The following is a 24,559-nucleotide window of genomic DNA, read 5'->3' as shown; positions in this document are numbered from 1 at the left end:
TGGCCTCATTTCCGAAGGTGCGCGTTGGGGATCTCAACCGAAATATAATAACGACAGGTTAAACCATGAAACAAGAATCATCATTATTAGCTAAGTTGGCTAATGGCAGTCTCGTATTACAAATCTTATTAGGGATTATCGCTGGTGTGGTGTTAGCGAGTTTTTCACCCGATAGCGCAAAAGATATCGCCTTCTTAGGCAGTTTATTCGTTGGAGCATTAAAAGCGATTGCTCCAATACTGGTATTTATCTTAGTAGCATCATCGATTGCCAATCAAAAGAAAAATACGCAAACCAATATGCGCCCAATTGTGATCCTGTATTTATTGGGTACCTTTGCCGCGGCGTTAACTGCTGTGATTTTAAGCTCTATTTTCCCCACGACTTTAGTTTTGGTTGCTGGTGTGGAAGGTACAAGTCCTCCACAAGGTATTGGTGAAGTGATCCATACCTTATTATTTAAACTGGTTGATAATCCAGTGAATGCGTTAATGACGGGCAACTATATTGGTATTCTTGCTTGGGGTGTGGGTTTAGGTCTAGCCTTACATCATGCTAGCGATTCGACTAAGCAAGTATTTGCCGACATGAGCCACGGCATTTCGCAAATGGTGCATTTCATTATTCGTTTAGCACCTATTGGTATTTTTGGTTTAGTTGCTGCGACGTTTGCTGAAACCGGTTTTGCCGCAATTGCGGGTTATGCGCAGTTATTGGCTGTGTTATTAGGTGCGATGGCCATTATTGCGTTAATCGTTAATCCTTTAATTGTTTACGTGAAGATTAAACGTAATCCCTATCCGTTGGTATTTCGTTGTTTGCGTGAAAGTGGCGTGACGGCATTTTTTACCCGCTCGAGTGCGGCGAATATTCCGGTGAATATGGCGCTGTGTGAAAAATTAAATCTGCATGAAGACACTTATTCAGTCTCTATTCCCTTAGGTGCCACCATCAATATGGGCGGCGCGGCGATCACTATTACGGTATTGACCTTAGCTGCGGCGCATACCTTGGGCATTCAAGTCGATTTACTCACCGCATTGTTATTGAGCGTTGTCGCCGCTATTTCGGCTTGCGGCGCCTCGGGTGTGGCGGGTGGTTCATTACTGTTGATCCCACTGGCTTGTAGCTTGTTTGGTATTTCTAATGATGTCGCCATGCAAGTAGTCGCTGTCGGCTTTATTATTGGTGTGGTTCAAGATGCAGCCGAAACCGCATTGAACAGCTCTACTGACGTTATCTTTACCGCTGCTGCTTGTGAAGCCGCTGAGAATAAAGCTAAACTGCGTTAACGAGGGCTGTTATTCGTATTGAAAAGTATTATGGAAGCAGTCACTTAGGTGGCTGCTTTTTTTATGGGAGTCGTTATGATCTTTTTTGATTTTAAAGTGCTAGATGCCGCAAAGCCCTGGTATGGAATAAATGACACTGTGATGGGCGGTTTGTCCCGCAGTAAGATGACGGTGTCACCTTTAGGCTATGGTGAGTTTAGTGGCCATGTGTCGCTGGCAAATGGCGGCGGGTTTGCTTCAGTGCGTTGTGAGTTTAGCCCTATAGATGTCAGTGGATTTACTGGGATCTATGTCGAACTCGATGGCGACCGACCTAAAGATTATAAAGTGAATCTAAAGGATGTCGACACACCCCAAAGCACGGTTTATCAAGCGCCTATGCCCGCGCCAAGTCATCAAACGTTTGGCGTGAGTGGCGCTAGAGTCTTGAATTGGCAGCGGATAGAAATTCCCTTCAGTGACTTCTTGCCCCAATGTCGGGGTAAACCGATTTCCCGAGTGGCAATGGATTTAAGCCAAGTTTGTAGTCTAGGGTTAGTGATTGGTGCCCAGCAGAGTGGTGATTTTTCTTTGAAAATCAAAGGAATTGGCTACTATTAGCGTTTATAGTTGGTTTCTTATCATGAGTTTGTTGCCCCTAATTGCTTGTCTCTTATTACTTGCTATTGATGGTGTGGGCATCTCTAGGCTTCATTTAAGAAAAGGATAAGGCCGAGGCACTTATCCTTATGGTGAACCCATCAAAATGATGAGTTTGGCGAAAGCCGCTGCTTAAGCGCCGACAATCCCTAAGGGTTTGGCCGTTTGCCATGCGCCGCGGGTAAAATCTGGGAAGGTGACTGAATTACTGCGGTCATTGACTGAATGTTCACTTAAGATATTCACCACCGACCAAGACGCGCCATCGTACACATCCTGATCTAAGGCCTCGCCATTGCGCAGGCAATAAATCATGCGCCATAACATCACAAAATCCATGCCGCCGTGGCCGCCGTTAATCTCAGCTTCTTTGCCTATTCGTTGCCACAGAGGGTGATCATATTTGTCATACCACTTTTGCATGTCCATATCCCACTCGTGGTAACTTTGACCAAAGCCACCATTTTCGACGGCGATACGATTCGGGAAACCCGCAAACACGCCATTTGTCCCTTGGATTAAATTGTGGCGACTGTAAGGTCTTGGGCTCGTAGTGTCATGCTGCACCATGATGGTCCGGCCCTTAACGGTCTTAATCAGACTGGTATTGATATCCCCATTGATGTACTTGAGCTGATTACGCTCATGATCGGCGGGGAATTCACGTTTAGCATAGAGCGCACGGCCAAGAGCGGGCGAACTCATCGAGGTTAGATAATCAAATCTATCACCGCGGTTGATGTTCATATACTGGGAAACTGGTCCTAAACCGTGGGTCGGGTACAAGTTACCGTTGCGCTTGGTATGCCAATAAGTTCGCCATGAGCCCGTCTTATGGTCTATTTCCTTCATCTGCCAGCGTAGCTCGTGGATATAAGCGGCTTCACCGTGGAGCAACTCACCAAACACACCTTGGCGTACCATGTTGAGAACCATAAGTTCTTCACGGCCGTAGTTGACGTTTTCCATCATCATGCAGTTTTTCTGAGTGCGTTCAGCGGTATCCACAATTTGCCAGCATTCTTCTACTGTGAGTGCTAACGGTACTTCGACAAAGGCATGTTTACCGCTTTCCATCGTCTCTATCGCCATAGGTGCGTGCCATTCCCATGGAGTAGAAATGATCACAATATCAATATCATCGCGGCTCAAGAGATCGCGATAGCTCAGGTCATTACCTGTATAGACAGCCGGTTTTGGCCGATTCTGTTTAACGATATGATCCACGGCTCTGTCCAGCACCGCTGGGTGAGTATCACAAATAGCTTTAAGTTCAACGCCTTCTAAATGACAGAATTGCTCGACATGGCTAAAGCCACGCTCGCCAACACCGATAAAGCCAACTCGAACCACGTCCATCTTGGGTGCTATGAGTCCGATAACGGATTTACCCGTTTGTGGTTTAGGGGCGACACTACTGGCGTAGGCGTTGAGGGCAATATTGGCTGTGACGAGTCCGGCGGTAGCTGCACCCGCTGCCTTAAGAAAGTGACGACGATGAATGTTATGCATAGCGCTTCCTGCTTTATTTTTGTTTTGTAGGGATATTGAAATATCACTTGGTCTTACTTGTGCGGTAATTCACTTATGGGTTATATCAGAAACCCTATTAAAATTGGCAATAAAAGATGTAACAAGCTCCTATAAGTCCATTTGATATATGAAATGCGTACGTTATGGGGTTGTGTAAAAATTTTAAAAAAACAATTTCTTGAGTTATTTTTATTACGAGTTCATCAATATGATCAAACCAAACTAAAAAACGAAAGTGGGCAATATATGGAGCATATTCATACCAAAGGATTGAGTTCTAGATTTGTAGAAATAACGCTACAGCCCCCTTGTGCTTAACTCTTCATCAAGAGTCGTAGAAACTGGAAGAGATACAATCGTATCTAAATTGCTTGTTTGTGAGTACTTTCTGTCAATACACGTGCGTGTTATCTCAAACATCTAAATCTAAAAATATTTAAAATTAAACACTTACAGGTTACCGTTTTAGGATAATTGGTCTGGAAAACGCGCATGCGTGTCTTTCTGATGGATTCTTGTATATGAAAAGCGGTAGAAAGCTGATAACTTCTAGTTAATACAAATAGTTAAGTGTGTGCGTTTTTATTTTGCTATGGACGCCAACGCTACGCTGCATTGGCGCTTTTTAGCTCAGCATTAGGGCCTTTTATGGGTGCATTTGAATATTCACAAGCCACTCTTCGGATCTTCGGGGATGATTTGATACCTGAAGACGTATCAAATTTACTTGGTGGTACAGCAACTAAAAGTAAAAAGAAAGGTGATGAAGATGTCAGCAAAACCAGTGGAAAAGTGCGGATTGCCAAAACGGGTAGCTGGCATTTTCAGGCTAAAAAGAGAGAGCCAGAAGACCTAAACGCGCAGATTGGAGCAATTTTATCCCAGCTAACAAGTGACTTAGCGATATGGGAAAAGCTTTACCAAAGCTACAAAGTTGACATGTTCTGCGGCTTGTTTATGGGCAACTGGAATGATGGTTTGAGCTTGTCACCTGAAATCATGCTGGCACTTGGTCAACGTAGAATTGTTTTAAGTTTAGATGTTTATAGTGGGTCGGACGATTAAGATGGTTGTCGCCCCTAAAAACAAATGTTAAAGCCAGCAAAATTGCTGGCTGCGACCTCAACCCGCAGCACGACTTTGCGTGCTAAATTTGGGCGCTAGGCACTAAAACCTTACTTGTTTTTCATTAATTAAAGGAATAATAAATGACCCACCTAATTACTAAAGTGATGTTAACTGGACTCATAGTGGCATCAACTCATCTTCACGCTGAAAACTATGACTTCAAACCGGGTTTATGGGAAACCACTTGGAAATCCGAAATAGTAGAAATAGACGCACCTCCTGAAATGGAGAAAATGATGCGGAGCATGGCCAAAAGGCCTGATTACACGGAAACTGAATGCATAAATGACATCGCCTCTGCATTTGATTTAGAGCCTGAAGAAAATGAAGGCGAAGAATGCCAAACCAACAGCAATTGGATCAGTGCTAACAAGATGGTGTTTGAAACATCATGCACTAGCCCTGATGGTGCATCTAAAACAGTGGGTGAAATGCGTTTCAATGGGAAAACGTTCACTTCTAAGCTTGAAGTGACAATCTCTGAAGAGTCAATGAAAATCAAGTCGAAACTCGTTGGCAATGGAAAATATATTGGCGCTTGTGACTAAGTGCCATACAAACTCTTCAACTTGACGCATAACGGTTAGCAAGGATGTTATGAGGGCAGTTAGTAATATAGAGGGGATTTATTGGACTTTTGCTGACATTGCCAGTTGGTCTGTTTGGCTGCCGTTCTCATTTTATCGACGTCTATACAGCGCGGTGTTTTTATTCAGCTCGCTAGATAAGTCTTTTAGCTGCCTTTACTTTAGCGATAAGTAAATAGTGATAAAGATCGCGTTTTTATTTTTAGATTGAGCTACACTGCCGATTAATTAGTCAAAGGAATTTATCTTTTATATTTTAAATATTTAGCAGATTTAAATTAACCAAAAAGTTACATTTGACGGGCGATTTGAAGTAATTTGCTGCTGTGGGGAGTAAAGAGTTAAATGGGTTCTATGCTTAATGTACTACCACAACTGACATTCACTTTAGGTGATTGGGTATTGCATAAGGATATCAGGATGTCTGGGATTGAAAAACGCCGTCGCCTTCATTGGCGGGAGACAGATATGCAAAATCGTGAAATTATAGGTCGTTGGTTAGATGGGCGTCCTTTATTGGGGGACAAAATTACCCTCTATAAAGAAGACGATAAATATTTTTTAGAAACTTGGTTTAGCGATGGCTGCCATAGTTTAGATGAAGTCTATATGACGCAAACTCCTGAGGGCCATAAGCTAGAGGATGTTGGCGGCAATTTCTTTGGTGAATTTTTTATCGTTACATCGTCGCAGCAATTACAATTTTGTAATGTGCAGGGCTGTTATTTCCAAGCAGAAAAATTAGCGGCTGATGTCGATTTTGGTCAAGGTATACGCGTCGCTTAAACGACGACAGTCGAATCAGTAAATAACTAAGGTCGCACGATAGCTAAGAGCTAAGTCGCGACCTTTTGCTTTTATGGAATTGTAGCGAGTGGCTTAAGTTATTCAGTAAATGGATGTTTGCTGCTAAAAAACAGCGGTTTACCCGAATAGGGATGGGTCAAACTTAAGTTTTGTGCATGTAAACATAAACGCGGTCTGGCCTTTATAACCTCGGCATCACCGTAAAACTCATCACCCAAAATCGCATGGCCTAGGGCAAGCATATGCACACGCAATTGATGGGTGCGGCCTGTTTCTGGCGAAAGCTCGACTAAGGTGCTGTTTTCTCGGCGCTCTAATACACAGTAGTGAGTGAGGGCGCTTTTGCCGCCAGTCTCTCCCGCCTGTAGCGTTTTTTGATAGGGCGGATGTTCAGTGTCTGGCACTATCGCGAGGTCAATAATCCCCTGTTCTTGCAGCACATGTCCCATCACTTCGGCAATATAGACTTTCTTACTCTGTCTATCTTGAAACTGTGTTTTTAAATGCGACTCTGCTTTTTTATTACGGGCGAACACCATAATGCCCGAGGTCGCACAGTCGAGCCTATGCACTAAAATTGTTTCTGGATAAAGGGCTTGTAAGCGGGTTAACGCGCAATCGAAGGTGTGAGCCGCTCGACCCGGATTAGACAATAATCCCGAAGGTTTGTTGATGATAATCAGATCTCTATCTTTATAGCGTATGTCTAGCCAAGGAACTGCTGGGGGCTGGTAATCAAATATCTGCATCTTGTCCTCATTTTTGCGCTGCAATACTAGCAAAATTTACGCTGGCACACAGCATAATCTCATGCTTGCTTATTCTTAGAGGGGTGAGGGCAAATATTCTACAGGCGTCTTACGGCTCCAAATACGGGTATAAGCCATCAGCTGCGGATAAAAAGTGCGGAACGCGGTTTCGATTTCTATCTGCATTTTATTGACGACTTTATGGGCATCTTTGAACAGTGCGGCTTGCGGATGCTGTTTGGCCACTTGTGCTAAGGCTTGTTGTAATCCTTTTTCGGTGGTGTAGCTGCCTAGCCAATCGGCGCTGCGCATTGTGGGCAAGAGTGTAAATAATGCCTCTGGATGGTATGGATCAACGCCTTGCGTGGCGAAAGCATCTAACGCGTCATAGGCCTTGCTGCTGAATTCATCCAAGGGTTGGTGGTGATATTCTTCCCAATAGTAAGCTAAATAGTGATCGAAACTCACCGCCATGAGTTCTGCTGCTATGCTTCTTAAGGGCGCAGGGAAAGCTTCCATTAATTCAATCGTCAATTCATGGCTGGCGCAAAGGGCATTAATCTCTTGGTTTAGCCATAAAGCTTGGCGTAACTCAATTGGAGCTTGTGCAATTGGCGCTTGAATATAGTTACCTGCTACGTTGGCAGCAAGGTGGGTTTTACTGATGTCGGCGAGATGTAAGTGTGTAAGAAAGTTCATTATTTGTGCTTGGTTAACCACGTCGGTTCACGGTATCATGCACAAGCGCGCTTAGGAAAGCGCCGAAGCTAAAAATGCAGTATTTTTTCACTTTTTATTGATAATGACATTTGATTCGCCGTGAATAATTATGGCTGACTTAAATGTTGACATAGTAATCGATAAGGGAAAGTGAAATAAAATCAATAACTTTTTTAGGATCATGGATGATGTGGAACTGGTTCACCAAAATGCTTGGTAAAGACGAGCAGCAGAAGCGCAAAAAAGTGCTAATAGAAATCCCCTTTGAACAACACCGTTTCAGCATGGATGACTTTAGTCGCTCGCGGCTAAAATTCGATGCCGATGACAATCAGCCCCAAGATGGCATTAATCCAGTGGAACCCGAGCAAGAAGTGGACATTGGCAATAAGTAATCTTGATCTTATTGGCCTCTAACCATAGACTAGCCGCCGTTCTAAGCTATCTAGAGGCCAATATGCGCGTTGCAGACTTTTCTTTCGATCTCCCCGATGAGCTGATCGCTCGTTATCCTATGGCGCAGCGTAATGCATCCCGTCTGTTAACCTTAGACGGCAACTCTGGTGCGTTAGGCGACAAGCAGTTTACCGATCTGCTGGGGATGATTAATTCCGGCGATTTAATGGTGTTCAACAATACCCGAGTGATCCCCGCGCGCATGTTTGGTCAAAAGGCCAGTGGTGGCAAGTTAGAAATTTTAGTTGAGCGTATGCTCGATGATAAGCGCATCCTCGCCCATGTTCGCAGCTCTAAATCCCCTAAAGTGGATTCGTTAATCCATCTCGACGGTGGCTATCAAATGAAGATGGTCGCCCGCCACGATACTTTGTTTGAACTTGAGTTGTTATCCGAGTTAACCATCTTAGAAGTGCTTGAAGCAGTAGGGCACATGCCTTTGCCTCCTTATATCGATAGACCCGATGAAGATGCCGACAAAGAGCGCTATCAAACCGTGTATAACCAAAATCCTGGCGCAGTTGCCGCGCCAACGGCGGGTTTGCATTTTGACGATGCCATGCTCGATGCATTAAAAGCCAAGGGCGTGAATGTCGCGTTTGTGACCTTGCATGTGGGCGCGGGAACATTTCAGCCAGTGCGTGTCGATACTATTCTTGAACACAAGATGCATTCCGAGTGGGCGAATGTGCCGCAGGATGTGGTTGATTTAATCGCGCAAACCAAAGCTGCGGGTAAACGTGTGGTGGCCGTGGGGACGACGTCAGTGCGCTCCTTAGAAAGTGCGGCACGCGCAAGCCTTGGCGAACTCAAAGCTTTTAGCGGCGATACCGATATCTTTATTTACCCAGGTTATGAATTCCAAGTGGTCGATGCTATGGTGACAAATTTTCATCTACCTGAATCAACTTTGATCATGTTAGTGAGTGCTTTTGCCGGTTTTGATCATGTTATGGCGGCGTATCAACATGCTATCACGCAAAAATATCGCTTCTTTAGCTATGGCGATGCGATGTTTGTGACGAAAAAAGCCCACTAGACCAAGATTTTGTTTTAAAATAGCCGCCCAAAGTGAGATTGTGCGGCAATTTTTTTCGTTAAAAGATTGAACCTTTTAAGGCTGTCCCCATCTCTATTGTTAATCAAAATGGCATTAGCCATTAAAAATGTAGTCAGACTGTTTATCTGGCGAGGTGAATTATGAAATTTGAATTAGACACTACCGACGGGCGTGCGCGCCGTGGTCGGTTAATTTTTGATCGTGGCACAGTAGAAACCCCCGCTTTTATGCCGGTAGGAACCTACGGCACAGTGAAAGGCATGACACCGGAAGAAGTACGTGCCACTGGCGCGGATATTTTGCTCGGTAACACTTTCCATTTATGGTTGCGCCCAGGCGAAGAAATCATGCGTAAGCACGGTGACTTGCATGACTTTATGAACTGGCAGCGTCCTATTTTAACGGACTCGGGCGGTTTCCAAGTGTTTAGTCTTGGCGATATCCGTAAGATCACCGAAGAAGGTGTGCATTTCCGTTCGCCCATTAATGGTGAAAAAATATTCTTAGATCCTGAAAAATCAATGCAAATTCAAGATGCATTGGGCAGTGATGTGGTGATGATTTTTGACGAATGTACCCCGTATCCTGCCACTGAAGATGAAGCGCGCAAGTCAATGCAGATGTCTTTGCGTTGGGCAAGACGTTCGCGTGATGAATTTGACCGTTTAGAGAACCCTAACTCACTCTTCGGTATTATTCAGGGCGGTGTGTATGAAGATTTACGCGACGAAAGCTTAAAAGGCTTAGTCGATATTGGTTTCGACGGTTATGCCGTCGGTGGTTTGGCCGTAGGAGAGCCTAAAGCAGATATGCATCGCATTCTTGAGCATATTTGCCCGCAAATTCCTGCAGACAAACCTCGCTATCTGATGGGGGTCGGTAAACCAGAAGATTTAGTTGAAGGTGTACGTCGTGGTGTTGACATGTTTGACTGTGTGATGCCAACCCGTAATGCCCGCAACGGTCATCTGTTTACGAGTGAAGGTGTGATCAAAATACGCAATGCGCGTCATAGAGATGACACGTCACCACTTGATACTAAGTGTGATTGTTATACCTGTAAAAATTATTCACGGGCGTATCTTTACCACTTAGATCGTTGTAATGAGATTCTGGGTGCGCGTTTAAACACCATTCACAACTTGAGATACTATCAAATGTTAATGGAAGGTTTGCGCGGTGCGATTGAGACGGGTACATTAGACGCCTTTGTGGCGGACTTCTATACCAGTCAAGGTCGCGAAGTACCAGAGTTAGTCGATTGATTTTTTGCTAATAAGAAGAGAAAAACTATGTTTATTTCAAATGCATATGCAAGCGCTGCCGGCGCACCACAAGGTGGCGGCACGATGGAACTGATTTTCATGCTGGCGATTTTCGGCCTGATTTTCTATTTCATGATTTTCCGTCCGCAATCAAAACGCGTTAAAGAGCACAAAAATCTGATGTCTTCATTAGGCAAAGGCGATGAAGTGTTAACCAGTGGTGGGATTTTAGGCAAGATTGCAAAAATCAGCGACGAAAGCGATTACGTGTTACTGAGCTTGAACGACACAACACAAATCACGATCAAAAAAGACTATATTGCAGCTGTATTGCCTAAGGGCTCTATCCAGTCGTTGTAAGCCAAGAGGGCTCAGGCGTGTTAAATAAATACCCAATGTGGAAAAACATTATGGTGATGCTCGTCATCGCCATAGGTTGTTTCTATGCCGTACCTAACCTTTTTGGTGAAGATCACGCGGTGCAAGTGGTGGCGACTCGAGGTGCTGAAGTAACAGCATCTACCCAAGCCAGTGTGAACGAGCTGTTAGCCAGTAAGAGCATTGCGGTAAAGCGCTCTGAGCTTGAAAAAGGTCAGTTGTTGGTCCGTTTGCAAAATGCGGATCAACAGCTACTGGCGAAAGAACTCATTGCTGACAGCTTAGGTGACAAGTTTACAGTGGCACTTAACTTAGCGCCTGCGACGCCTAAGTGGCTCGAGTCCATGGGCGGCAGCCCAATGAAGCTCGGTCTTGACCTTCGCGGTGGTGTGCATTTCCTCATGGAAGTGGACATGGGCGAAGCGATTCGTAAGATGGAAGAAGCTAAAGTTGCTGATTTCCGTTCACAATTACGTGAAGAAACCATTCGTTATGCTGGTATTCGTGTTAATGCTACTGGAATTGAAATCAAGTTCCGTGATGCTGAAAACTTAGCGACTGCCGAGCGTTTCCTTAAGACTCGCAATAAAGATATGGTGTTCACCGACGCTAGCCGTGGCGAAGATTTCGCGCTGCAAGCTGTGATGAGTGAAGCTTATCTAAAGCAGATTAAAGAAGAAGCACTGCAACAGAACATTACCACAATTCGTAACCGTGTTAATGAGTTAGGTGTGGCTGAGCCTGTAGTACAACGTCAAGGCGCCGAGCGCATTATCGTTGAGCTGCCAGGTGTGCAAGATACGGCTCGCGCTAAGGAAATCTTAGGTGCAACCGCATCAATTGAATTCCATATGGTGGATGACAAAGCCGATCCGAATGCTGCGCAATCAGGCCGTGTACCTGCGGGTTCTGAAGTGTATCAGCGCCGCGAAGGTGGCACTGTGATATTGAAGAAAGAAGTGATGTTGACGGGTGACCATATCACTGGCGCACAACCTAGCTTTGACCAGTACAGTCGTCCTCAGGTCAGTATCAACCTCGACGCTAAAGGCGGTACCATTTTTTCTGACGTGACCAAAGACAACATAGGCAAGCCTATGGCGACTTTGTTCATCGAATATAAAGACAGTGGTGATCGCAATGCCGATGGCAGCGTTAAGATGCAGAAAATCCAAGAAGTGATTTCTGTCGCGACCATTCAAGCCCGTTTAGGCCGTAACTTTGTGATCACTGGCTTAAGTCATGGTGAAGCACAAAACCTTGCGCTATTACTGCGTGCGGGTGCCTTGATTGCTCCTGTATCAATTGTTGAAGAACGTACCATTGGTCCAAGCTTAGGTGCTGAAAACATTCAAAGCGGTGTACAAGCTATGGTATGGGGTATGGCAGTTGTCTTACTCTTTATGTTGGTTTACTACCGTAGCTTTGGGCTTATTGCTAACCTGGCTTTAACCGCAAACTTAGTCATGGTTGTGGGCGTTATGTCTATGATCCCTGGCGCTGTGTTAACCCTACCCGGTATTGCCGGTATGGTGTTGACGGTCGGTATGGCGGTTGACGGCAACGTGCTGATTTATGAGCGTATTCGTGAAGAGCTTCGTGCAGGACGTAGCGTACAGCAGGCAATCCATGAAGGTTATGGTAATGCTTTCTCAACTATCGCCGATGCGAACATCACCACCTTCATCACTGCGCTCATTTTGTTTGCCGTAGGTACTGGTGCGATTAAAGGCTTCGCTGTGACCTTAATGATAGGTATTGCGACTTCTATGTTTACCGCCATCGTGGGTACTCGCTCAATCGTTAACGCGATTTGGGGTGGTAAGCGCGTGAAGACTCTGTCTATCTAAGGGGAAGTGACAATGATTGAAGTTTTATCCTTAAAACATACAGTAAACTTCCTCCGCCATGCACTGCCTATTAGCGTTATGTCGGCAGTGTTAGTGCTGGGCTCGCTGGTATCACTCGCGACTAACGGTATTAACTGGGGTCTTGATTTCACTGGCGGTACTGTTGTTGAAATGGAGTTTACTCAGCCGGTTGATTTGAATGCGCTGCGTGTGCAACTGACGACGCCAGATTCCGAAGGTGCGATCGTGCAAAACTTCGGTTCTAGCCGTGACGTACTTGTACGTTTACAGGTGAAAGAAGGCGTTAAGAGCGATGTGCAGGTTAAGTCTGTCATGGAAGCCGCGCAGAAAGTTGACCCACAAGTGCAGCAGAAGCGTGTTGAGTTTGTTGGCCCACAAGTGGGTAAAGAACTGGCAGAGCAAGGCGCATTGGCGGTATTAGTCGCGCTGATTTGTATCATGATCTATGTGTCGTTTCGTTTCGAATGGCGCTTAGCGTTTGGTTCTGTAGCGGCATTGGCGCACGATGTCATCGTGACCTTAGGGGTGTTTTCGTTATTTCAATTGGAATTTGACTTGACCGTATTGGCGGGCTTGTTGACGGTGGTGGGTTACTCACTTAACGATACTATCGTGGTATTTGACCGTATCCGTGAGAACTTCCTTAAGCTGCGTAAGAGCGATCCTGAAGAAATAGTTAACATTTCAATCACTCAAACTATGAGCCGTACCATTATTACAACGGGCACGACTTTGGTGACTGTTGTGGCCTTGTTCCTTAAGGGCGGCACTATGATCCATGGCTTTGCGACTGCATTGCTGTTGGGGATTTTTGTGGGTACTTATTCCTCTATCTATGTGGCGAGCTTCTTGGCCGTTAAACTGGGTATCAATCGTGAACACATGATGCCAGTTGAGATTGAGAAAGAAGGCGCAGACCAACCTCCTATGATGCCTTAAAGGTTAATTTGGAGTTAAAAAGCCACCGACGAGGTGGCTTTTTTTTGCATCGATTTTGAGGCGTATCTGACATTCTGCTAGCAAACTCACAAAGTTATAGTCAGTTATGCTGTAAAAAGTGAATGTTAATTTATTTAACAACTGATGTAAAAGTCAGCGCTCGACAGCCTCGGCTATTTAGCAGTAGGATGTCGGCAACCCATATTCCAGAGAGTTGTAGCCGTAGGATGTCGCATGGAAGAACGTAAAGTGTTAGTTGCTGGTGGTAATTTATTGCAGGCCCACACATGGAAAGGTTTATTGGAGGCCTGTGGCATTCATGTTGAACTCAGAGGTGAAGCGTTATTAGGCGGCATTGGTGAACTCCCTACTGGGATGCAAAACGTCGAGTTATGGGTAGGTGAGTCCCAATACGCGTCAGCACAAGTTCAATTGAATGCGTTGGATGTTGAAAGTCCGCAATGGCAGTGTGTGCAATGCCATGAGACTAATGAAGGCAGTTTTGAGCTTTGCTGGCAATGTAGCTCAGAGCGCAGCGAAAGCCACAACTAGCCTTTTCACTGGCAACCTTCTCAGCTTTGCGGTGAGGCTGAAAGATTGCGTCTGCAGGATGAGAAGATTACACTTGGCTGATAAGCTGACATTCATTATGTCATTCAATATCTTATCTAGGAGTTAGTGATGCAGCATCCCAATGCATTTTCCGCCCTTGTTGACGCTATTCTGCCTAATATCACTGAAGTGACAATCGAAGCATATCAGGCCGATGACCGCTGGCACCTTGTTGATGTGCGTGAGGATCGTGAGTGGCTGCAAGATCATTGACCCCAAGCGAAACATTTAAGCTGGGGTATTTTAGAGCGTGATATCGAAGCGCGTTTCCCCGATAAAAATACACCCATATTACTCTACTGCGCGGGTGGTGCGCGTTCCGCCTTGGCTGCCCATAATCTGCAACTTATGGGTTACGCCCACGTTGCCTCTATGATTGGTGGCTATAAGGGCTGGGTACAGCGTCAACTGCCAGTGGTGCAGGACTAAGCGTTCAGGATCTCATCTAATGCAATATTTTCCCTTGTTTGTCGATACGGTTAATTTGAATGTTCTACTGGTGGGCGCGGGCGATGTGGCGAGCCGTAAGTTAGCACTGCTGACACGTACTGAAGCCAATATCCACGTGGTAGCGCCAGAGGTGAACCTTGAAGTGCAACGTTATGCAGATGCTGGCCGCATTTTGTTATCCCAGCGTGAAGTCGTCCATGCCGACATTCAAAATTATGATTTGGTGTATTTAGCTACGGCAAACGACAGTCTTAATGCCGAGTTAGCGACCTTAGCTACCGCGCGTGGTATCTGGGTTAATGCCGTTGATAATCCCGCCTTTTGCCGCTTTATCACTCCTTCTATTGTGGATCGAGGTCGTTTAGTGGTCGCGATCAGCACTGCGGGCGCAGCGCCGGTATTTGCACGCACGATTCGCTCGCGTTTAGAATCTAGCCTACCGCAGTCACTCAAACCGTTATTCGATTTTGTCGCCGATAGACGCGTCGAAGTACAAGATAAGCTCGATTCAACCTCGAAACGCCGCTTATTTTGGGAGCGATTTTTCGATACCAATGGCGACCGTTTTGATAGTCGTACCACTGAGCATTACCATAATGCGTTTAATAACTTAGTCAGCCGCGGCGAAATCCTTTTGTTGGATGATACAACCTCTGTGGACTTACTGCCGCTCGCCGCCATGCCGCTATTGCAGCGCCTCGATTGTATATACAGCCAAGGTGATTTAAGCGTTGAACTCGCTGAACTTGTTCGCCGCGACGCAGATCGCGGTTTTTTACCCGCTTTCAGTGAGTTGAGTCAACAGTATGAGCTGGGTACGCGCATGCTACTGGTAGCGGATACGCAAAAAATCAGCTTGTTGAAAGCCCATTTCCCCATGGCTAAACATCTGCGACCCGGTGCGATTTAACCTTCTGTTCGATTGCACGTTTTGTTCGATTTCATGGGCGTACCTTATTGTTCGTTTGAGCTAATGCCGAGTCTCAGGTAGACTCGGCAGCCTTATTTTAGGATTTCGCTGTTTCAGGATTTCACTCTGCATTTAGGATGACTATGGCCCTCAAGGCGACCGTGTTTAAAGTCAATTTACAGATAGCCGATATGGATCGGAATTATTACCAAGACCATCAATTGACGCTTGCACAGCATCCTTCCGAAACCGATGGCCGCATGATGGTGCGTTTACTCGCGTTTATTGTGAATGCCAGCGAAACCTTAAGTTTTAGTAAAGGTCTGTGCGTTGATGATGAGCCAGAGCTATGGGACAAAACCCTATCCGGTGAAATTGATCTGTGGGTTGAGTTTGGTCAGGCCGATGAAAAATGGCTGCGAAAGGCCAGCGGCCGTGCCAAAGTCGTGCAGCTCTTTACCTATGGTGGTCGCAGTGTACCGATTTGGTGGAAACAGAATCAGCAAGCGTTAGAGCGTTATCAGAATTTAAAAGTGTGGAATATTGCCGAAGAGTACGTCACGGCGATGGAAGCCTTTGTTGGGCGTAATATGGCATTGCAAGTTTCGATTAGTGAAGGCCAAATTTGGTTATCGGATAATGAAACCAGCGTGTTGATTGAACCTGAAATCCTCAAAGATATTGAATAACATGTTTTGTAAAAAAAGAGCCTGCAATTGCAGGCTCTTTCCGTTTATCACTTTTAAGTATCAGTAAGAGTATCGATTTTGATTTATTTGAAGCTCAGTTCCCAGCTATCGATATAACCAGCATCACCACGGCCACTGTCTACGGCTTTTAACTTCCATACGCCGTTCGAATTCGCACCTGTCATATCTGCGGTATAGCTCTTGTTGATATTGTCTGCACCAAGACCTGTGTTGTTATGCAGGGTAACCGTTTTTCCTGAAGGGCTGATCAGCTGCACTTTTAAGTCACCAATGTAAGGGTGGACTATGTTCACGACTGCAGTCACAGTACCTGAATCACCTGTGCGAGTAACCGTGATTGGGCTAGTGATCCCCGCCGCTTTGTTATCAGGAATATTATAGTTATCAGTATTGCTATAGCTCGTTGGCGTACCGCCGCCATTAGACGCTGTGTAGTTCGCCGTTAACGACACACCAGTGAAAGCCGAATCGCCTTTCACCATGGCATAGTAAGTGCCTGATTGTACGTTGGTGATTGGACAAGACTCACTATTGCCACTTTTATACGGACGGCAATCGTAATTAGTGGTGGTTGGCGCCGCGCCATATTGCACATACAAGTCCGCATCACCTGTGCCACCGTTCATCACAAAGCCTAGGTTAGTTGCACCTGCAGGAACCTCAAATGAAAAATGTAATTCTTCACCTGTTGCGCCTGCTAAACCTGTTTTCGCCACACCGTTCACCAGAACACTATCGCCCGGTTCGGTTGGATCGACAGGACCCGTTGGACCAGTACAAGATGCATCTAGGAAGGCTTTTGCTGCAACTGCATTAACTAAACCATAGCCATAGTAGTTGTCACGACCCGCAGTACCAAGATCTTCTGCAGTCATTTTCAATGCGTTACGGACTTGCGCCGCACTACATTCTGGGTGGTAGCTCCACACTAAGGTCGCAACACCTGACACATGCGGCGTCGCCATTGATGTACCGTTGTAGTACTCGTAATCTTTATTGCCTTGGTTGCTGACAGTGACTGTGGCGCCCAGTTGATTGCGCAATGCTAAGCCTGTTGCACGATCAACAGATACAGAAACCATATTGATTTCGTTGTTAGCATCGACAAGGAAGGGGTTTTGTAAGCCGGGTAATGCCGCGTTACTGTAAACAATCGTCGCACTGGCACCTGCATTCTTACAGGCTTTAGCTGCGTTAATTTCAGGGTAGCTAGTGCCTTGATTACCAACACGTTCCACTAAACAAATCTTATTGGTCATGTTGCCGCAGTTGAAGCTTGTGCCGCTAACGGTACATTCTGCCAAAGTTGCAGTGCTGGTACCGTTAAATGGTGCGGGGACATAGCTGCCACCAGAGGATATCAGGCGATTGTGCGGCACGACACCTGAGTCAAAGTAAGACTGACTGCCGATAGTGATATCGGCTAAACGGCCTTCGCCACGGGTAACAGTCGATAGAACGGCTTCACCAGGGCCTGATATTTCCACTTGGTTAGTGTATTGGGAGAATGCTGAGTGGTCTTTATGGTTATCCACAGAGGCGACAGACATGACGCCATCGTAGGATGCTGGGTAGCTGTGAGTGCTATTCCCCGCGTTACCCGCAGCAGCAATCAGGAGAACACCATTATTATAGTGGGCGGCCAGAGCGTTACGCTCAGTGGTACTAGAACCTGAACCACCTAAACTCATAGTGACAACATTGGCGCCGTTGGTGACACAAGTGTCTACGGCAGCGACTAAGGATGAAGAGTAGCCCCAGCCAGATTCATTAAACACTTTGATCACATGAATATTGGCATTTTGATTTGGCATAACGCCGATCACGCCATCATTGTTAGCAATCGCCGCAATCGTCCCCGCAACGTGGGTACCGTGGGCGTTATTATTGCCCGGCTCAAACCAGTTACCCGTGCCTGAGTTATTGGTCCCTGTGACATTGTTGCCACCTAAGTCGCTGTGACTACGGTCGTAGCCTGAGTCGATAATACAAATAGTGCGGTTGCCCGTTTGGCTGTCGCTTAGCTGGGTTGCTCCTACAAAAGTTTGGCCCCAAGGCGTACTTTCACTTAGAAAGCGGCGTGGCATATCTTCTTCGACATATTCCACATCAGCACGGGTTTTTAAGGCATTGATCCCTTTGGCATCGAGTTTCACCGAGTAACTGTTACTGCGGCCGATACGCTTCATTTCCTTCGCTTGTACTTTATTTAATGCGGTATGTTGGGCACTGATTTCAGCCATTTGTGGCTGATAATTCATTGTGGTTGGTAGCGTATCTGTTGTCGCGTCATTGAGTGACTGCAGATCACTCGTTGATTGCACACTATTGGCTGACATGATGGCCGCGGCATCAGTGTTTTTAAACTTCACAATGTAACGCTTTGGCAGTGGGGAGGTTTGTGCTTGTAATGCTGCGGCAAAACCTGGGGCTTGTGGTGCTGCTTGTACACCGGCTGAGATCGCAATAGCTAAGCTTGAAAGGCTTAACGCTATTTTAGTGGTTCTGTTGATTGTCATGTTCTTCTTCCATGGTCAATTTAGTGTTAATCATTATTATTTTATGTTTCATAAGAATAACTACGACTCAGATGCTACTCGGTTAGTGAATTTATCTGCGACCAAAGCATTTGTAAATCAATTGTTAACAGTATGGTGGTTGGTAAGTATTTAGATTTAATAGGCATTTATAGTGCATATAAATTCAATTTGTAACGAGTTGTAACCAAATTTTATTAAAATATTTGTTTTTTTATGTGATAAACGTGAATAAGTGAATACGAATTTACGACTCCATATACGGGTTTTTGATTGATTTTGCTGTTAGCAATGCATTGAAATTTATATATATATTTTTTTGTGATTAAAAATAACAAAAACAAACTTTAAGTTTTCATCATAATGAGAAGATTTTCCCAAGTGATTGATTATGCGAAATTGTTGCAAAAGGCTGTCAATAGGGTGGCAGTTGCCAATGGATTGACTTTACTTAGGCTTTTTGGGAATACGGGTGTTACTTATTTTATAGAACTACTAAAAAATCCTGTGTTCTTTCGTCCACAATGAATCTGGTAAGAACCTATTAATCCACCCCTGCTTAATTTCGATATTCTATTTAGACAATAAAAAAGCGCCCTAGGGCGCTTTTAGCTGTTAAGCCTTGAATGGCTAGAGCGAGGTGAGAGTACTAAAGTGATTTATTCTTACTTCCCCACACTAGAGCCAATTTGATGGTTGTTAATTACTTAGCGGGCGTTTTTTGCGCTTCAACTAAGGTGGAATAGCCGCCACCATTATAGGTTTGGGTGTATCCGGCAGCGACTAAGGCTTCGGTCGCAATACTGCTACGACGACCGCTGCGGCAATACAAGACGACGGGAGCATCTTTGGCGATGCTACGCTTAGCAAACTCCTCTGTCACTTGCTCAAAGGAAATATTGACCGCATTCGCTAAATGACCTTCGGCAAATTCTTCAGGCGTTCTAACATCGAGCACCATAGCGCCTGCGGCAATTTTATCCCATGCGATTGCAGGATCTTGGTCGGCGGCGCTGGCTATCATGGGCATTAGCAGCAGTGGCATGAGTACCAGTGATTGTAAGCTTAATAGGGCTAAGCGTATTAGGCTTTGGCCACGGGTTACGAGGTTGTGGGTCACATTATCTCTCCTTGACGGCTTTTTGGCACGCTTGTATTAGCCAAGCGTGTACTTGCTCACCTAACTCTTAACTCTTATCTTAATTCTTAAGTAGTGACTTTATGTGGCTTAGCTTTGTTTAGCAATTTCAGCCTCTGATTTTACACCCAATTTGCGTAAAACCATGGCGGCAGGACAAAAACCGGTAAAAGCACTTTGGAATAGGTTAGCGCCAACAAATGCGGTTAACCACAGAAAGTTGTGGTGCACATAGGCGGTTAACACCAGTGACAGTAACACCATAAATCCGGCAAAAGCCATAATACTGCGTTCTAATGACATACCTTACTCCTTGAAGCCATCTTGGTGATGGCCTTTGTTGTGGTTAATTTTGTGTTTGTGTTTATATCTGAACAGTATTCATACGGTTTTTCATGGCCGTGTAGTACAGCACAGGGATGACAACTAAGGTCAGTATGGTCGAGATAAAAATACCAAAGATCAGACTGATCGCTAAGCCATTGAAAATCGGATCATCAAGAATAAACAATGCCCCTATCATGGCTGCAAATGCAGTCAGCATGATAGGTTTAGCTCGCACGGCGCCAGAGTGGATCACTGCCCGCTCAAAGGGCACGCCGGATGCGGTTTCTTGATTAATAAAATCGACCAATAATATCGAGTTACGCACAATAATCCCCGCCAGCGCTATCATGCCTATCATGGACGTTGCCGTGAATTGGGCACCGAGCAGGGCATGTCCAGGCATTACGCCAATCACAGTCAGTGGAATTGGCGCCATGATGATAAGCGGCACCAGATACGATCTAAACTGCGCGACCACCAATAAATAAATCGCAATCATACCGACCGCATAGGCGATACCCATGTCTCTAAAGGTTTCGTAGGTGATCTTCCATTCGCCATCCCAGAGCAAGGCGACTGAGTCTAACCCTGTGGGTTGGTGAATATAATGCTGATCAAACCCTAAGCCATCGGTGCCATCAATTTTGCCCGCCATATCGAACATACCGTAGAGCGGGCTGTCCAGTGGTCCCGACATATCGGCGACGACCATGATCATAGGGATCATATTCTTATGGATAATTGGTGCATCGATTTTGCCGCGTTTGATGGTCACCAGCTCAGAGACAGGCACAGATTGCCCCGTTTGGCTCAGTAACTTCATATTCAGCACTTGCTCTAAATCGACTTTCGCGCCTTCGTTTAATTGCAGGCGGATCGGTATCGGTTGTTTTTGCTGGGCTTGATGTAAATAACTCACGTCTTTGCCGCCAACGGAGGTGGCAATCAAGTCGACAATATTGCTGTAGGGCACGGCCATCAAGCTGGCTTTACTGCGGTCGATCATCACCTGCCATTTTTGCTGGGCGGCGGGCAAGAAAATATCGATATCGACCACATCTTTGGTTTCATGGAACAGCGCCTGCATCTCGTAAGCGGCTTGCTCGCGGATCGCGGGGCTTGGGCCATATACTTCGGCAACCAGCGGCGACCACACTGGCGGCCCTGGTGGAACTTCAACCACTTTGATATTGGCTTGATATTGCTCGCCAATTTGCTGCAGTTCGTCTCGCACCGATATCGCTATGCTGTGGCTGTCGCGCTTGCGGTGTTTCTTATCCACTAGGTTCACTTGGATGTCGCCAAGCTCTTGGCTGTGACGCAGGAAATAGTGGCGCACTAAGCCGTTAAAGTTCATTGGCGCGTTAGTGCCCGCATACAATTGCAGATGCTCGACCTCAGGGACGGTTGTTAGGTAGCGACTCAAATCCTGCAATACTCTTTGTGTTTGCTCTACGGGAGTGCCTTCTGGCATGTCCACCATCACTTGAAACTCGGACTTATTATCGAAGGGCAGCATTTTCAGTACCACGAGCTGACCCACGGGGAGCGCGACAGCGATACCGATCAACACAAATACGCCGGCAGCCAGTCCTATTCTTGCCTTACGGGCATTTTTACCCAGCAGGAAAGGACCAATTAAGTGAGTAAAGAGGCGCACCATCTTAGTTTCAGCTTCATCCTCGTGCGAGGCTTGGGCAGTATCGTGTTGGTCATTATGTTTCAGCAGTTTACGACTGAGCCAAGGAGTGACCACAAATGCCACTACGAGGGAAATTAACATGCCCATACTGGCGTTGATGGGGATCGGGCTCATGTAAGGCCCCATTAAGCCCGATACAAAAGCCATCGGCAGCAAGGCTGCGATAACAGTAAATGTCGCCAGAATCGTCGGGCCACCGACTTCATCGACCGCCACAGGAATAAGCTCGCTGAAGGAATTTTTGCCGAGCGCCATATGCCGGTGGATGTTTTCTACTACGACTATGGCATCGTCGACCAAGATGCCGATGGAGAAAATCAAGGCGAACAAGGACACGCGGTTTAAGGTAAATCCCCACGCCCAAGAGGCGAAAAGGGTGATCGCTAGCGTGATAATAATGGCCACGCCCACGACTAAGGATTCGCGTGCGCCCATGGTTAAAAAGACCAGCACGACTACGGCGCTGGTGGCAAAAATCAGTTTTAAAATAAGGGTGTTAGATTTATCCGCCGCGGTTTCGCCATAGTTACGTGACACTGTGACTTCGACATTTGCCGGGATCAACACATTGTCGACTTTAGCTATCCGCTCAATCACACTGTCGGCGATGTCGACGGCATTTTGGCCTGCTTGTTTACCAATTGCGATGGTGACGGCGGGATAAATGTCGGTTTTATCTGCGTGCCAAACGCTCTGTTTAGGGATATCACTTTTTAAGCTGATTTCGGCAATATCCGCCAAATAAATCGGAATAGTCTTACCTTGTTTATCTTGATAGACACTGACGACTAATTGCTTGAGATCGTCGATGGATTGTAAAAACTGCCCAGCCTGAACTTTAATCTCTTGATTGCCTTGCACTAAGGATGCAGGCATAGAGACCATATTATTGTCATTCAGGCTTTGTCTTAACTTATCGTAGGTCAGATTAAAGCTGTTCATCTTGGCGGGATCGATACGTATGTTGGCCACCATATCGTGCTGGCCAACGGTATCTATTTCGCGAGTGCCGGGAATACGCTTAATTTCGGTTTCTAATCCAAGGGCGACATGGGTTAGCTGCTCAGCCGACACTTGCCTGTCCTTAGACCACAAGGTCAAACTGACAATGGGCACATCATCGATGCCGCGGGGTTTAATTAGCGGATCGCCCACGCCAGCGCCCCTTGGCAATTTATCCATATTGGAATAAATCTGGTTGTATAGGCTGACGATGGCATCATTGCGCCCGACGCCGACCTTAAAGATGACGATGATCAGCGCGCCATCGGGTTGGGAGAACGAGTACAGAGTATCTATGCCTTTGATTTCGGAGATCACTTGTTCCGCTGGCAGAGTGACTAAGTTTTCAACTTCCGTGGGTGTCGCGCCGGGAAAAGGGATAAACACATCGGCAAAGGTGACATCAATTTGTGGCTCTTCTTCTTTTGGCGTGACCAAAATAGCGAATAAGCCAAGTAAGAGCCCAAGAAGTGCTAATAGTGGCGTGATGGCGCTATTTTGAAAGGCAGCGGCAATTCGTCCGGAAATCCCAAGTGTGGTTTGTGGTACTGGAGCATGTTTCATAAAACAACCTCGACAAAGCTTAAGTCGCTAGGGAATTTATTGCTTCTTGCTGAGCAACACTTGGTAGGCATCAACGGCCACCTTGTCACCTGACTTAAGGCCCGCAAGCACTTCTACCTCGCCATCTAAGGGCTCAGTGACACGGACTTGGGTCAGCACAAAGGCTTCGCCTTGTTTAAGGTAAACACTGCTCAGTTCGTTCATTGTGAGCAGTGCAGAGGCGGGCAGTTGGATTTTTTCCCGATCGCCATTTTTAAAGGAAGCTTTTGCCCAAGTACCAGGTTGAAGATTGGCTTCATTTTCTGGCAGATTAATTCGCACTTGATAACTGTGGCTGACGGGATCGGCGAAACTGAAAATCGTGAGGTCGGTTGAGGTGAACTCGCGCCCATCACTTAAACGGACGAGAAATTCGGGGGAATTTTTAAGTTGGTTAATGTAACGCTGTGGCACTTGGGTAATGGCGCGCATTTGACTCGCGGAAAACCCTGAAAGTAGTGCTTGTCCTGGGCTTACGGTTTCGCCAAGTTCGACAAAACGCTCAGTGACTATGCCACTAAAAGGCGCTGAAACGACAGTGTATTTTAAGGATTCGTTGGCTTTGATGACACGGGCTTGTGCTGCACTGACGGCTTGTTCTGTTGCTTTAGCATTGGCGGTGGCTTCATCCATCGCGCCCTTAGAAATCGCGCCTTGGGGAAATAGCTCTTTATAACGTTTGTATTGTGCCTGAGCTTCGACATTTAAAGCCTTCGCTTTGGCTAGATCAGCCTCAAAGCTTGCCAGTTCAGCGCCTTGCTCTTTACTGGTAATTTCCAGTAGGGCGGCTCCTTCGGGGACGACATCGTTAACATCGTAGTTGAGTTTGACAATACGACCAGAGGTTTGCGCCGATACCGTCGCTGCTTTTATTGCTTCAATGGTGGCGTCTAAGGTGACCCAATTCGGATAGGGTTTATTTAGGACTTCGATGGTTTCGACTGAGGCAGCCTGAGCTTGAGTACTGGAAAGTGCCAGCAGTAAGAAAAAAGCACGAGAAATTGATGTCATAACTTATATCACCCCAGATGTAATTTATGAGAAAATTCTAATGGAGTTGTTTTCAATAGGCAATCAATATTTATTAGAAAAATTTAATGTAGTGTTTTTACCTAATTTAGGAATAAGGAATAAGGCCTATAGC

Annotated in this window: 22 protein-coding genes and 1 pseudogene; 15 read left to right on the top strand and 8 right to left on the bottom strand. The window is 45.9% G+C overall.

What is annotated here, in order from left to right; genetic code table 11:
- The first annotated feature begins 65 nt into the window (after positions 1 to 65).
- Both sstT and L5M37_RS11750 read left to right on the top strand, forming a co-directional pair.
- Positions 66 to 1,292 carry a serine/threonine transporter SstT gene (gene sstT, locus L5M37_RS11755; protein ID WP_263173791.1) on the top strand — a complete coding sequence of 409 codons (1,227 nt, stop codon included), beginning with the start codon at positions 66 to 68 and terminating at the stop codon, positions 1,290 to 1,292.
- A 75-nt stretch (positions 1,293 to 1,367) separates the two neighbouring features.
- Entirely contained in the window at positions 1,368 to 1,892 is a 525-nt protein-coding gene (locus L5M37_RS11750) for a CIA30 family protein (protein ID WP_263177993.1), read from the top strand.
- Positions 1,893 to 2,063: 171 nt separating this feature from the next.
- On the opposite strand, the gene L5M37_RS11745 is transcribed toward L5M37_RS11750, so the two are convergent.
- Positions 2,064 to 3,443 (bottom strand): Gfo/Idh/MocA family oxidoreductase, encoded by a 1,380-nt coding sequence (locus L5M37_RS11745; protein ID WP_263177992.1) that lies wholly within the window; start codon positions 3,441 to 3,443, stop codon positions 2,064 to 2,066.
- A 669-nt stretch (positions 3,444 to 4,112) separates the two neighbouring features.
- Between L5M37_RS11745 and L5M37_RS11740 the strand changes: the two genes are divergently transcribed.
- The 3 genes from L5M37_RS11740 (at position 4,113) to L5M37_RS11730 (ending at position 5,965) form a co-directional block, all read left to right on the top strand.
- Entirely contained in the window at positions 4,113 to 4,529 is a 417-nt protein-coding gene (locus L5M37_RS11740) for a DUF4279 domain-containing protein (RefSeq protein WP_263177990.1), read from the top strand.
- A gap of 143 nt (positions 4,530 to 4,672) precedes the next feature.
- Positions 4,673 to 5,140: a DUF3617 domain-containing protein gene (locus L5M37_RS11735; protein ID WP_263146161.1), complete on the top strand. Its 468-nt coding sequence runs from the start codon at positions 4,673 to 4,675 to the stop codon at positions 5,138 to 5,140.
- A gap of 384 nt (positions 5,141 to 5,524) precedes the next feature.
- On the top strand, positions 5,525 to 5,965 hold the full coding sequence (locus L5M37_RS11730) for a hypothetical protein (RefSeq protein WP_263200573.1): 441 nt from the start codon (positions 5,525 to 5,527) through the stop codon (positions 5,963 to 5,965).
- A gap of 98 nt (positions 5,966 to 6,063) precedes the next feature.
- Here L5M37_RS11730 and L5M37_RS11725 read toward each other — a convergent pair whose 3' ends face one another.
- Positions 6,064 to 6,735 (bottom strand): RluA family pseudouridine synthase, encoded by a 672-nt coding sequence (locus L5M37_RS11725; protein ID WP_263177988.1) that lies wholly within the window; start codon positions 6,733 to 6,735, stop codon positions 6,064 to 6,066.
- 75 nt (positions 6,736 to 6,810) lie between these two features.
- Complete coding sequence (locus L5M37_RS11720; protein ID WP_263177987.1) at positions 6,811 to 7,434, bottom strand: acyl carrier protein phosphodiesterase; 624 nt, start codon at positions 7,432 to 7,434, stop codon at positions 6,811 to 6,813.
- Positions 7,435 to 7,640: 206 nt separating this feature from the next.
- Between L5M37_RS11720 and L5M37_RS11715 the strand changes: the two genes are divergently transcribed.
- The 10 genes and pseudogenes from L5M37_RS11715 (at position 7,641) to L5M37_RS11670 (ending at position 16,085) form a co-directional block, all read left to right on the top strand.
- The gene (locus L5M37_RS11715; protein WP_263177985.1) at positions 7,641 to 7,850 is read left to right on the top strand and encodes a hypothetical protein; all 210 of its coding nucleotides are present in this window, start codon (positions 7,641 to 7,643) and stop codon (positions 7,848 to 7,850) included.
- 62 nt (positions 7,851 to 7,912) lie between these two features.
- The gene (queA, locus tag L5M37_RS11710) at positions 7,913 to 8,950 is read left to right on the top strand and encodes a tRNA preQ1(34) S-adenosylmethionine ribosyltransferase-isomerase QueA (RefSeq protein ID WP_263177984.1); all 1,038 of its coding nucleotides are present in this window, start codon (positions 7,913 to 7,915) and stop codon (positions 8,948 to 8,950) included.
- 161 nt (positions 8,951 to 9,111) lie between these two features.
- A complete protein-coding gene (gene tgt, locus L5M37_RS11705) occupies positions 9,112 to 10,236 on the top strand; it encodes a tRNA guanosine(34) transglycosylase Tgt (protein WP_006082277.1) in 1,125 nt (374 codons plus the stop codon).
- 27 nt (positions 10,237 to 10,263) lie between these two features.
- Positions 10,264 to 10,596, top strand: a complete 333-nt coding sequence (gene yajC, locus L5M37_RS11700) for a preprotein translocase subunit YajC (protein ID WP_007649452.1) — start codon at positions 10,264 to 10,266, stop codon at positions 10,594 to 10,596.
- A gap of 17 nt (positions 10,597 to 10,613) precedes the next feature.
- Positions 10,614 to 12,464, top strand: coding sequence for a protein translocase subunit SecD (secD, locus tag L5M37_RS11695; RefSeq protein WP_173496405.1), 1,851 nt, complete (start codon positions 10,614 to 10,616; stop codon positions 12,462 to 12,464).
- 12 nt (positions 12,465 to 12,476) lie between these two features.
- Complete coding sequence (secF, locus tag L5M37_RS11690) at positions 12,477 to 13,424, top strand: protein translocase subunit SecF (protein ID WP_113941669.1); 948 nt, start codon at positions 12,477 to 12,479, stop codon at positions 13,422 to 13,424.
- A 234-nt stretch (positions 13,425 to 13,658) separates the two neighbouring features.
- Positions 13,659 to 13,976, top strand: a complete 318-nt coding sequence (locus tag L5M37_RS11685; RefSeq protein WP_028761071.1) for a DUF2007 domain-containing protein — start codon at positions 13,659 to 13,661, stop codon at positions 13,974 to 13,976.
- 129 nt (positions 13,977 to 14,105) lie between these two features.
- Positions 14,106 to 14,465, top strand: a pseudogene (locus L5M37_RS11680) (rhodanese-like domain-containing protein).
- A 19-nt stretch (positions 14,466 to 14,484) separates the two neighbouring features.
- Complete coding sequence (locus L5M37_RS11675; RefSeq protein WP_263166681.1) at positions 14,485 to 15,396, top strand: bifunctional precorrin-2 dehydrogenase/sirohydrochlorin ferrochelatase; 912 nt, start codon at positions 14,485 to 14,487, stop codon at positions 15,394 to 15,396.
- A 143-nt stretch (positions 15,397 to 15,539) separates the two neighbouring features.
- Positions 15,540 to 16,085 (top strand): YaeQ family protein, encoded by a 546-nt coding sequence (locus L5M37_RS11670; protein ID WP_263177980.1) that lies wholly within the window; start codon positions 15,540 to 15,542, stop codon positions 16,083 to 16,085.
- A gap of 83 nt (positions 16,086 to 16,168) precedes the next feature.
- Here L5M37_RS11670 and L5M37_RS11665 read toward each other — a convergent pair whose 3' ends face one another.
- From L5M37_RS11665 to L5M37_RS11645, 5 genes are all read right to left on the bottom strand, one after another.
- The gene (locus tag L5M37_RS11665) at positions 16,169 to 18,625 is read right to left on the bottom strand and encodes a S8 family serine peptidase (RefSeq protein ID WP_263200571.1); all 2,457 of its coding nucleotides are present in this window, start codon (positions 18,623 to 18,625) and stop codon (positions 16,169 to 16,171) included.
- Positions 18,626 to 19,346: 721 nt separating this feature from the next.
- On the bottom strand, positions 19,347 to 19,763 hold the full coding sequence (locus L5M37_RS11660) for a rhodanese-like domain-containing protein (protein ID WP_263200570.1): 417 nt from the start codon (positions 19,761 to 19,763) through the stop codon (positions 19,347 to 19,349).
- A gap of 108 nt (positions 19,764 to 19,871) precedes the next feature.
- The gene (locus L5M37_RS11655) at positions 19,872 to 20,084 is read right to left on the bottom strand and encodes a DUF2892 domain-containing protein (protein WP_006082265.1); all 213 of its coding nucleotides are present in this window, start codon (positions 20,082 to 20,084) and stop codon (positions 19,872 to 19,874) included.
- A 61-nt stretch (positions 20,085 to 20,145) separates the two neighbouring features.
- Positions 20,146 to 23,376, bottom strand: coding sequence for an efflux RND transporter permease subunit (locus L5M37_RS11650; RefSeq protein WP_263200569.1), 3,231 nt, complete (start codon positions 23,374 to 23,376; stop codon positions 20,146 to 20,148).
- A 36-nt stretch (positions 23,377 to 23,412) separates the two neighbouring features.
- The gene (locus L5M37_RS11645) at positions 23,413 to 24,426 is read right to left on the bottom strand and encodes an efflux RND transporter periplasmic adaptor subunit (RefSeq protein WP_168824274.1); all 1,014 of its coding nucleotides are present in this window, start codon (positions 24,424 to 24,426) and stop codon (positions 23,413 to 23,415) included.
- Between the last annotated feature and the right edge of the window lie 133 nt (positions 24,427 to 24,559).

This window comes from Shewanella sp. SM69 (assembly GCF_025653985.1).
GTDB lineage: Bacteria > Pseudomonadota > Gammaproteobacteria > Enterobacterales > Shewanellaceae > Shewanella > Shewanella oncorhynchi.
This window is presented reverse-complemented; position numbering and strand designations above follow the sequence as displayed.

Excerpts from the sequence above, each read along its gene's own strand:
- tgt (WP_006082277.1), top strand. The coding sequence starts at position 9,112 with ATGAAATTTGAATTAGACACTACCGACGGGCGTGCGCGCCGTGGTCGG.
- L5M37_RS11715 (WP_263177985.1), top strand. The coding sequence starts at position 7,641 with ATGATGTGGAACTGGTTCACCAAAATGCTTGGTAAAGACGAGCAGCAG.
- L5M37_RS11670 (WP_263177980.1), top strand. The coding sequence starts at position 15,540 with ATGGCCCTCAAGGCGACCGTGTTTAAAGTCAATTTACAGATAGCCGAT.
- L5M37_RS11745 (WP_263177992.1), bottom strand. The coding sequence starts at position 3,443 with ATGCATAACATTCATCGTCGTCACTTTCTTAAGGCAGCGGGTGCAGCT.
- L5M37_RS11685 (WP_028761071.1), top strand. The coding sequence starts at position 13,659 with ATGGAAGAACGTAAAGTGTTAGTTGCTGGTGGTAATTTATTGCAGGCC.
- L5M37_RS11750 (WP_263177993.1), top strand. The coding sequence starts at position 1,368 with ATGATCTTTTTTGATTTTAAAGTGCTAGATGCCGCAAAGCCCTGGTAT.
- L5M37_RS11725 (WP_263177988.1), bottom strand. The coding sequence starts at position 6,735 with ATGCAGATATTTGATTACCAGCCCCCAGCAGTTCCTTGGCTAGACATA.
- L5M37_RS11740 (WP_263177990.1), top strand. The coding sequence starts at position 4,113 with ATGGGTGCATTTGAATATTCACAAGCCACTCTTCGGATCTTCGGGGAT.
- L5M37_RS11720 (WP_263177987.1), bottom strand. The coding sequence starts at position 7,434 with ATGAACTTTCTTACACACTTACATCTCGCCGACATCAGTAAAACCCAC.
- L5M37_RS11675 (WP_263166681.1), top strand. The coding sequence starts at position 14,485 with ATGCAATATTTTCCCTTGTTTGTCGATACGGTTAATTTGAATGTTCTA.
- secF (WP_113941669.1), top strand. The coding sequence starts at position 12,477 with ATGATTGAAGTTTTATCCTTAAAACATACAGTAAACTTCCTCCGCCAT.
- L5M37_RS11645 (WP_168824274.1), bottom strand. The coding sequence starts at position 24,426 with ATGACATCAATTTCTCGTGCTTTTTTCTTACTGCTGGCACTTTCCAGT.
- L5M37_RS11665 (WP_263200571.1), bottom strand. The coding sequence starts at position 18,625 with ATGACAATCAACAGAACCACTAAAATAGCGTTAAGCCTTTCAAGCTTA.
- yajC (WP_007649452.1), top strand. The coding sequence starts at position 10,264 with ATGTTTATTTCAAATGCATATGCAAGCGCTGCCGGCGCACCACAAGGT.
- L5M37_RS11735 (WP_263146161.1), top strand. The coding sequence starts at position 4,673 with ATGACCCACCTAATTACTAAAGTGATGTTAACTGGACTCATAGTGGCA.
- queA (WP_263177984.1), top strand. The coding sequence starts at position 7,913 with ATGCGCGTTGCAGACTTTTCTTTCGATCTCCCCGATGAGCTGATCGCT.
- L5M37_RS11655 (WP_006082265.1), bottom strand. The coding sequence starts at position 20,084 with ATGTCATTAGAACGCAGTATTATGGCTTTTGCCGGATTTATGGTGTTA.
- L5M37_RS11730 (WP_263200573.1), top strand. The coding sequence starts at position 5,525 with ATGGGTTCTATGCTTAATGTACTACCACAACTGACATTCACTTTAGGT.
- L5M37_RS11650 (WP_263200569.1), bottom strand. The coding sequence starts at position 23,376 with ATGAAACATGCTCCAGTACCACAAACCACACTTGGGATTTCCGGACGA.
- sstT (WP_263173791.1), top strand. The coding sequence starts at position 66 with ATGAAACAAGAATCATCATTATTAGCTAAGTTGGCTAATGGCAGTCTC.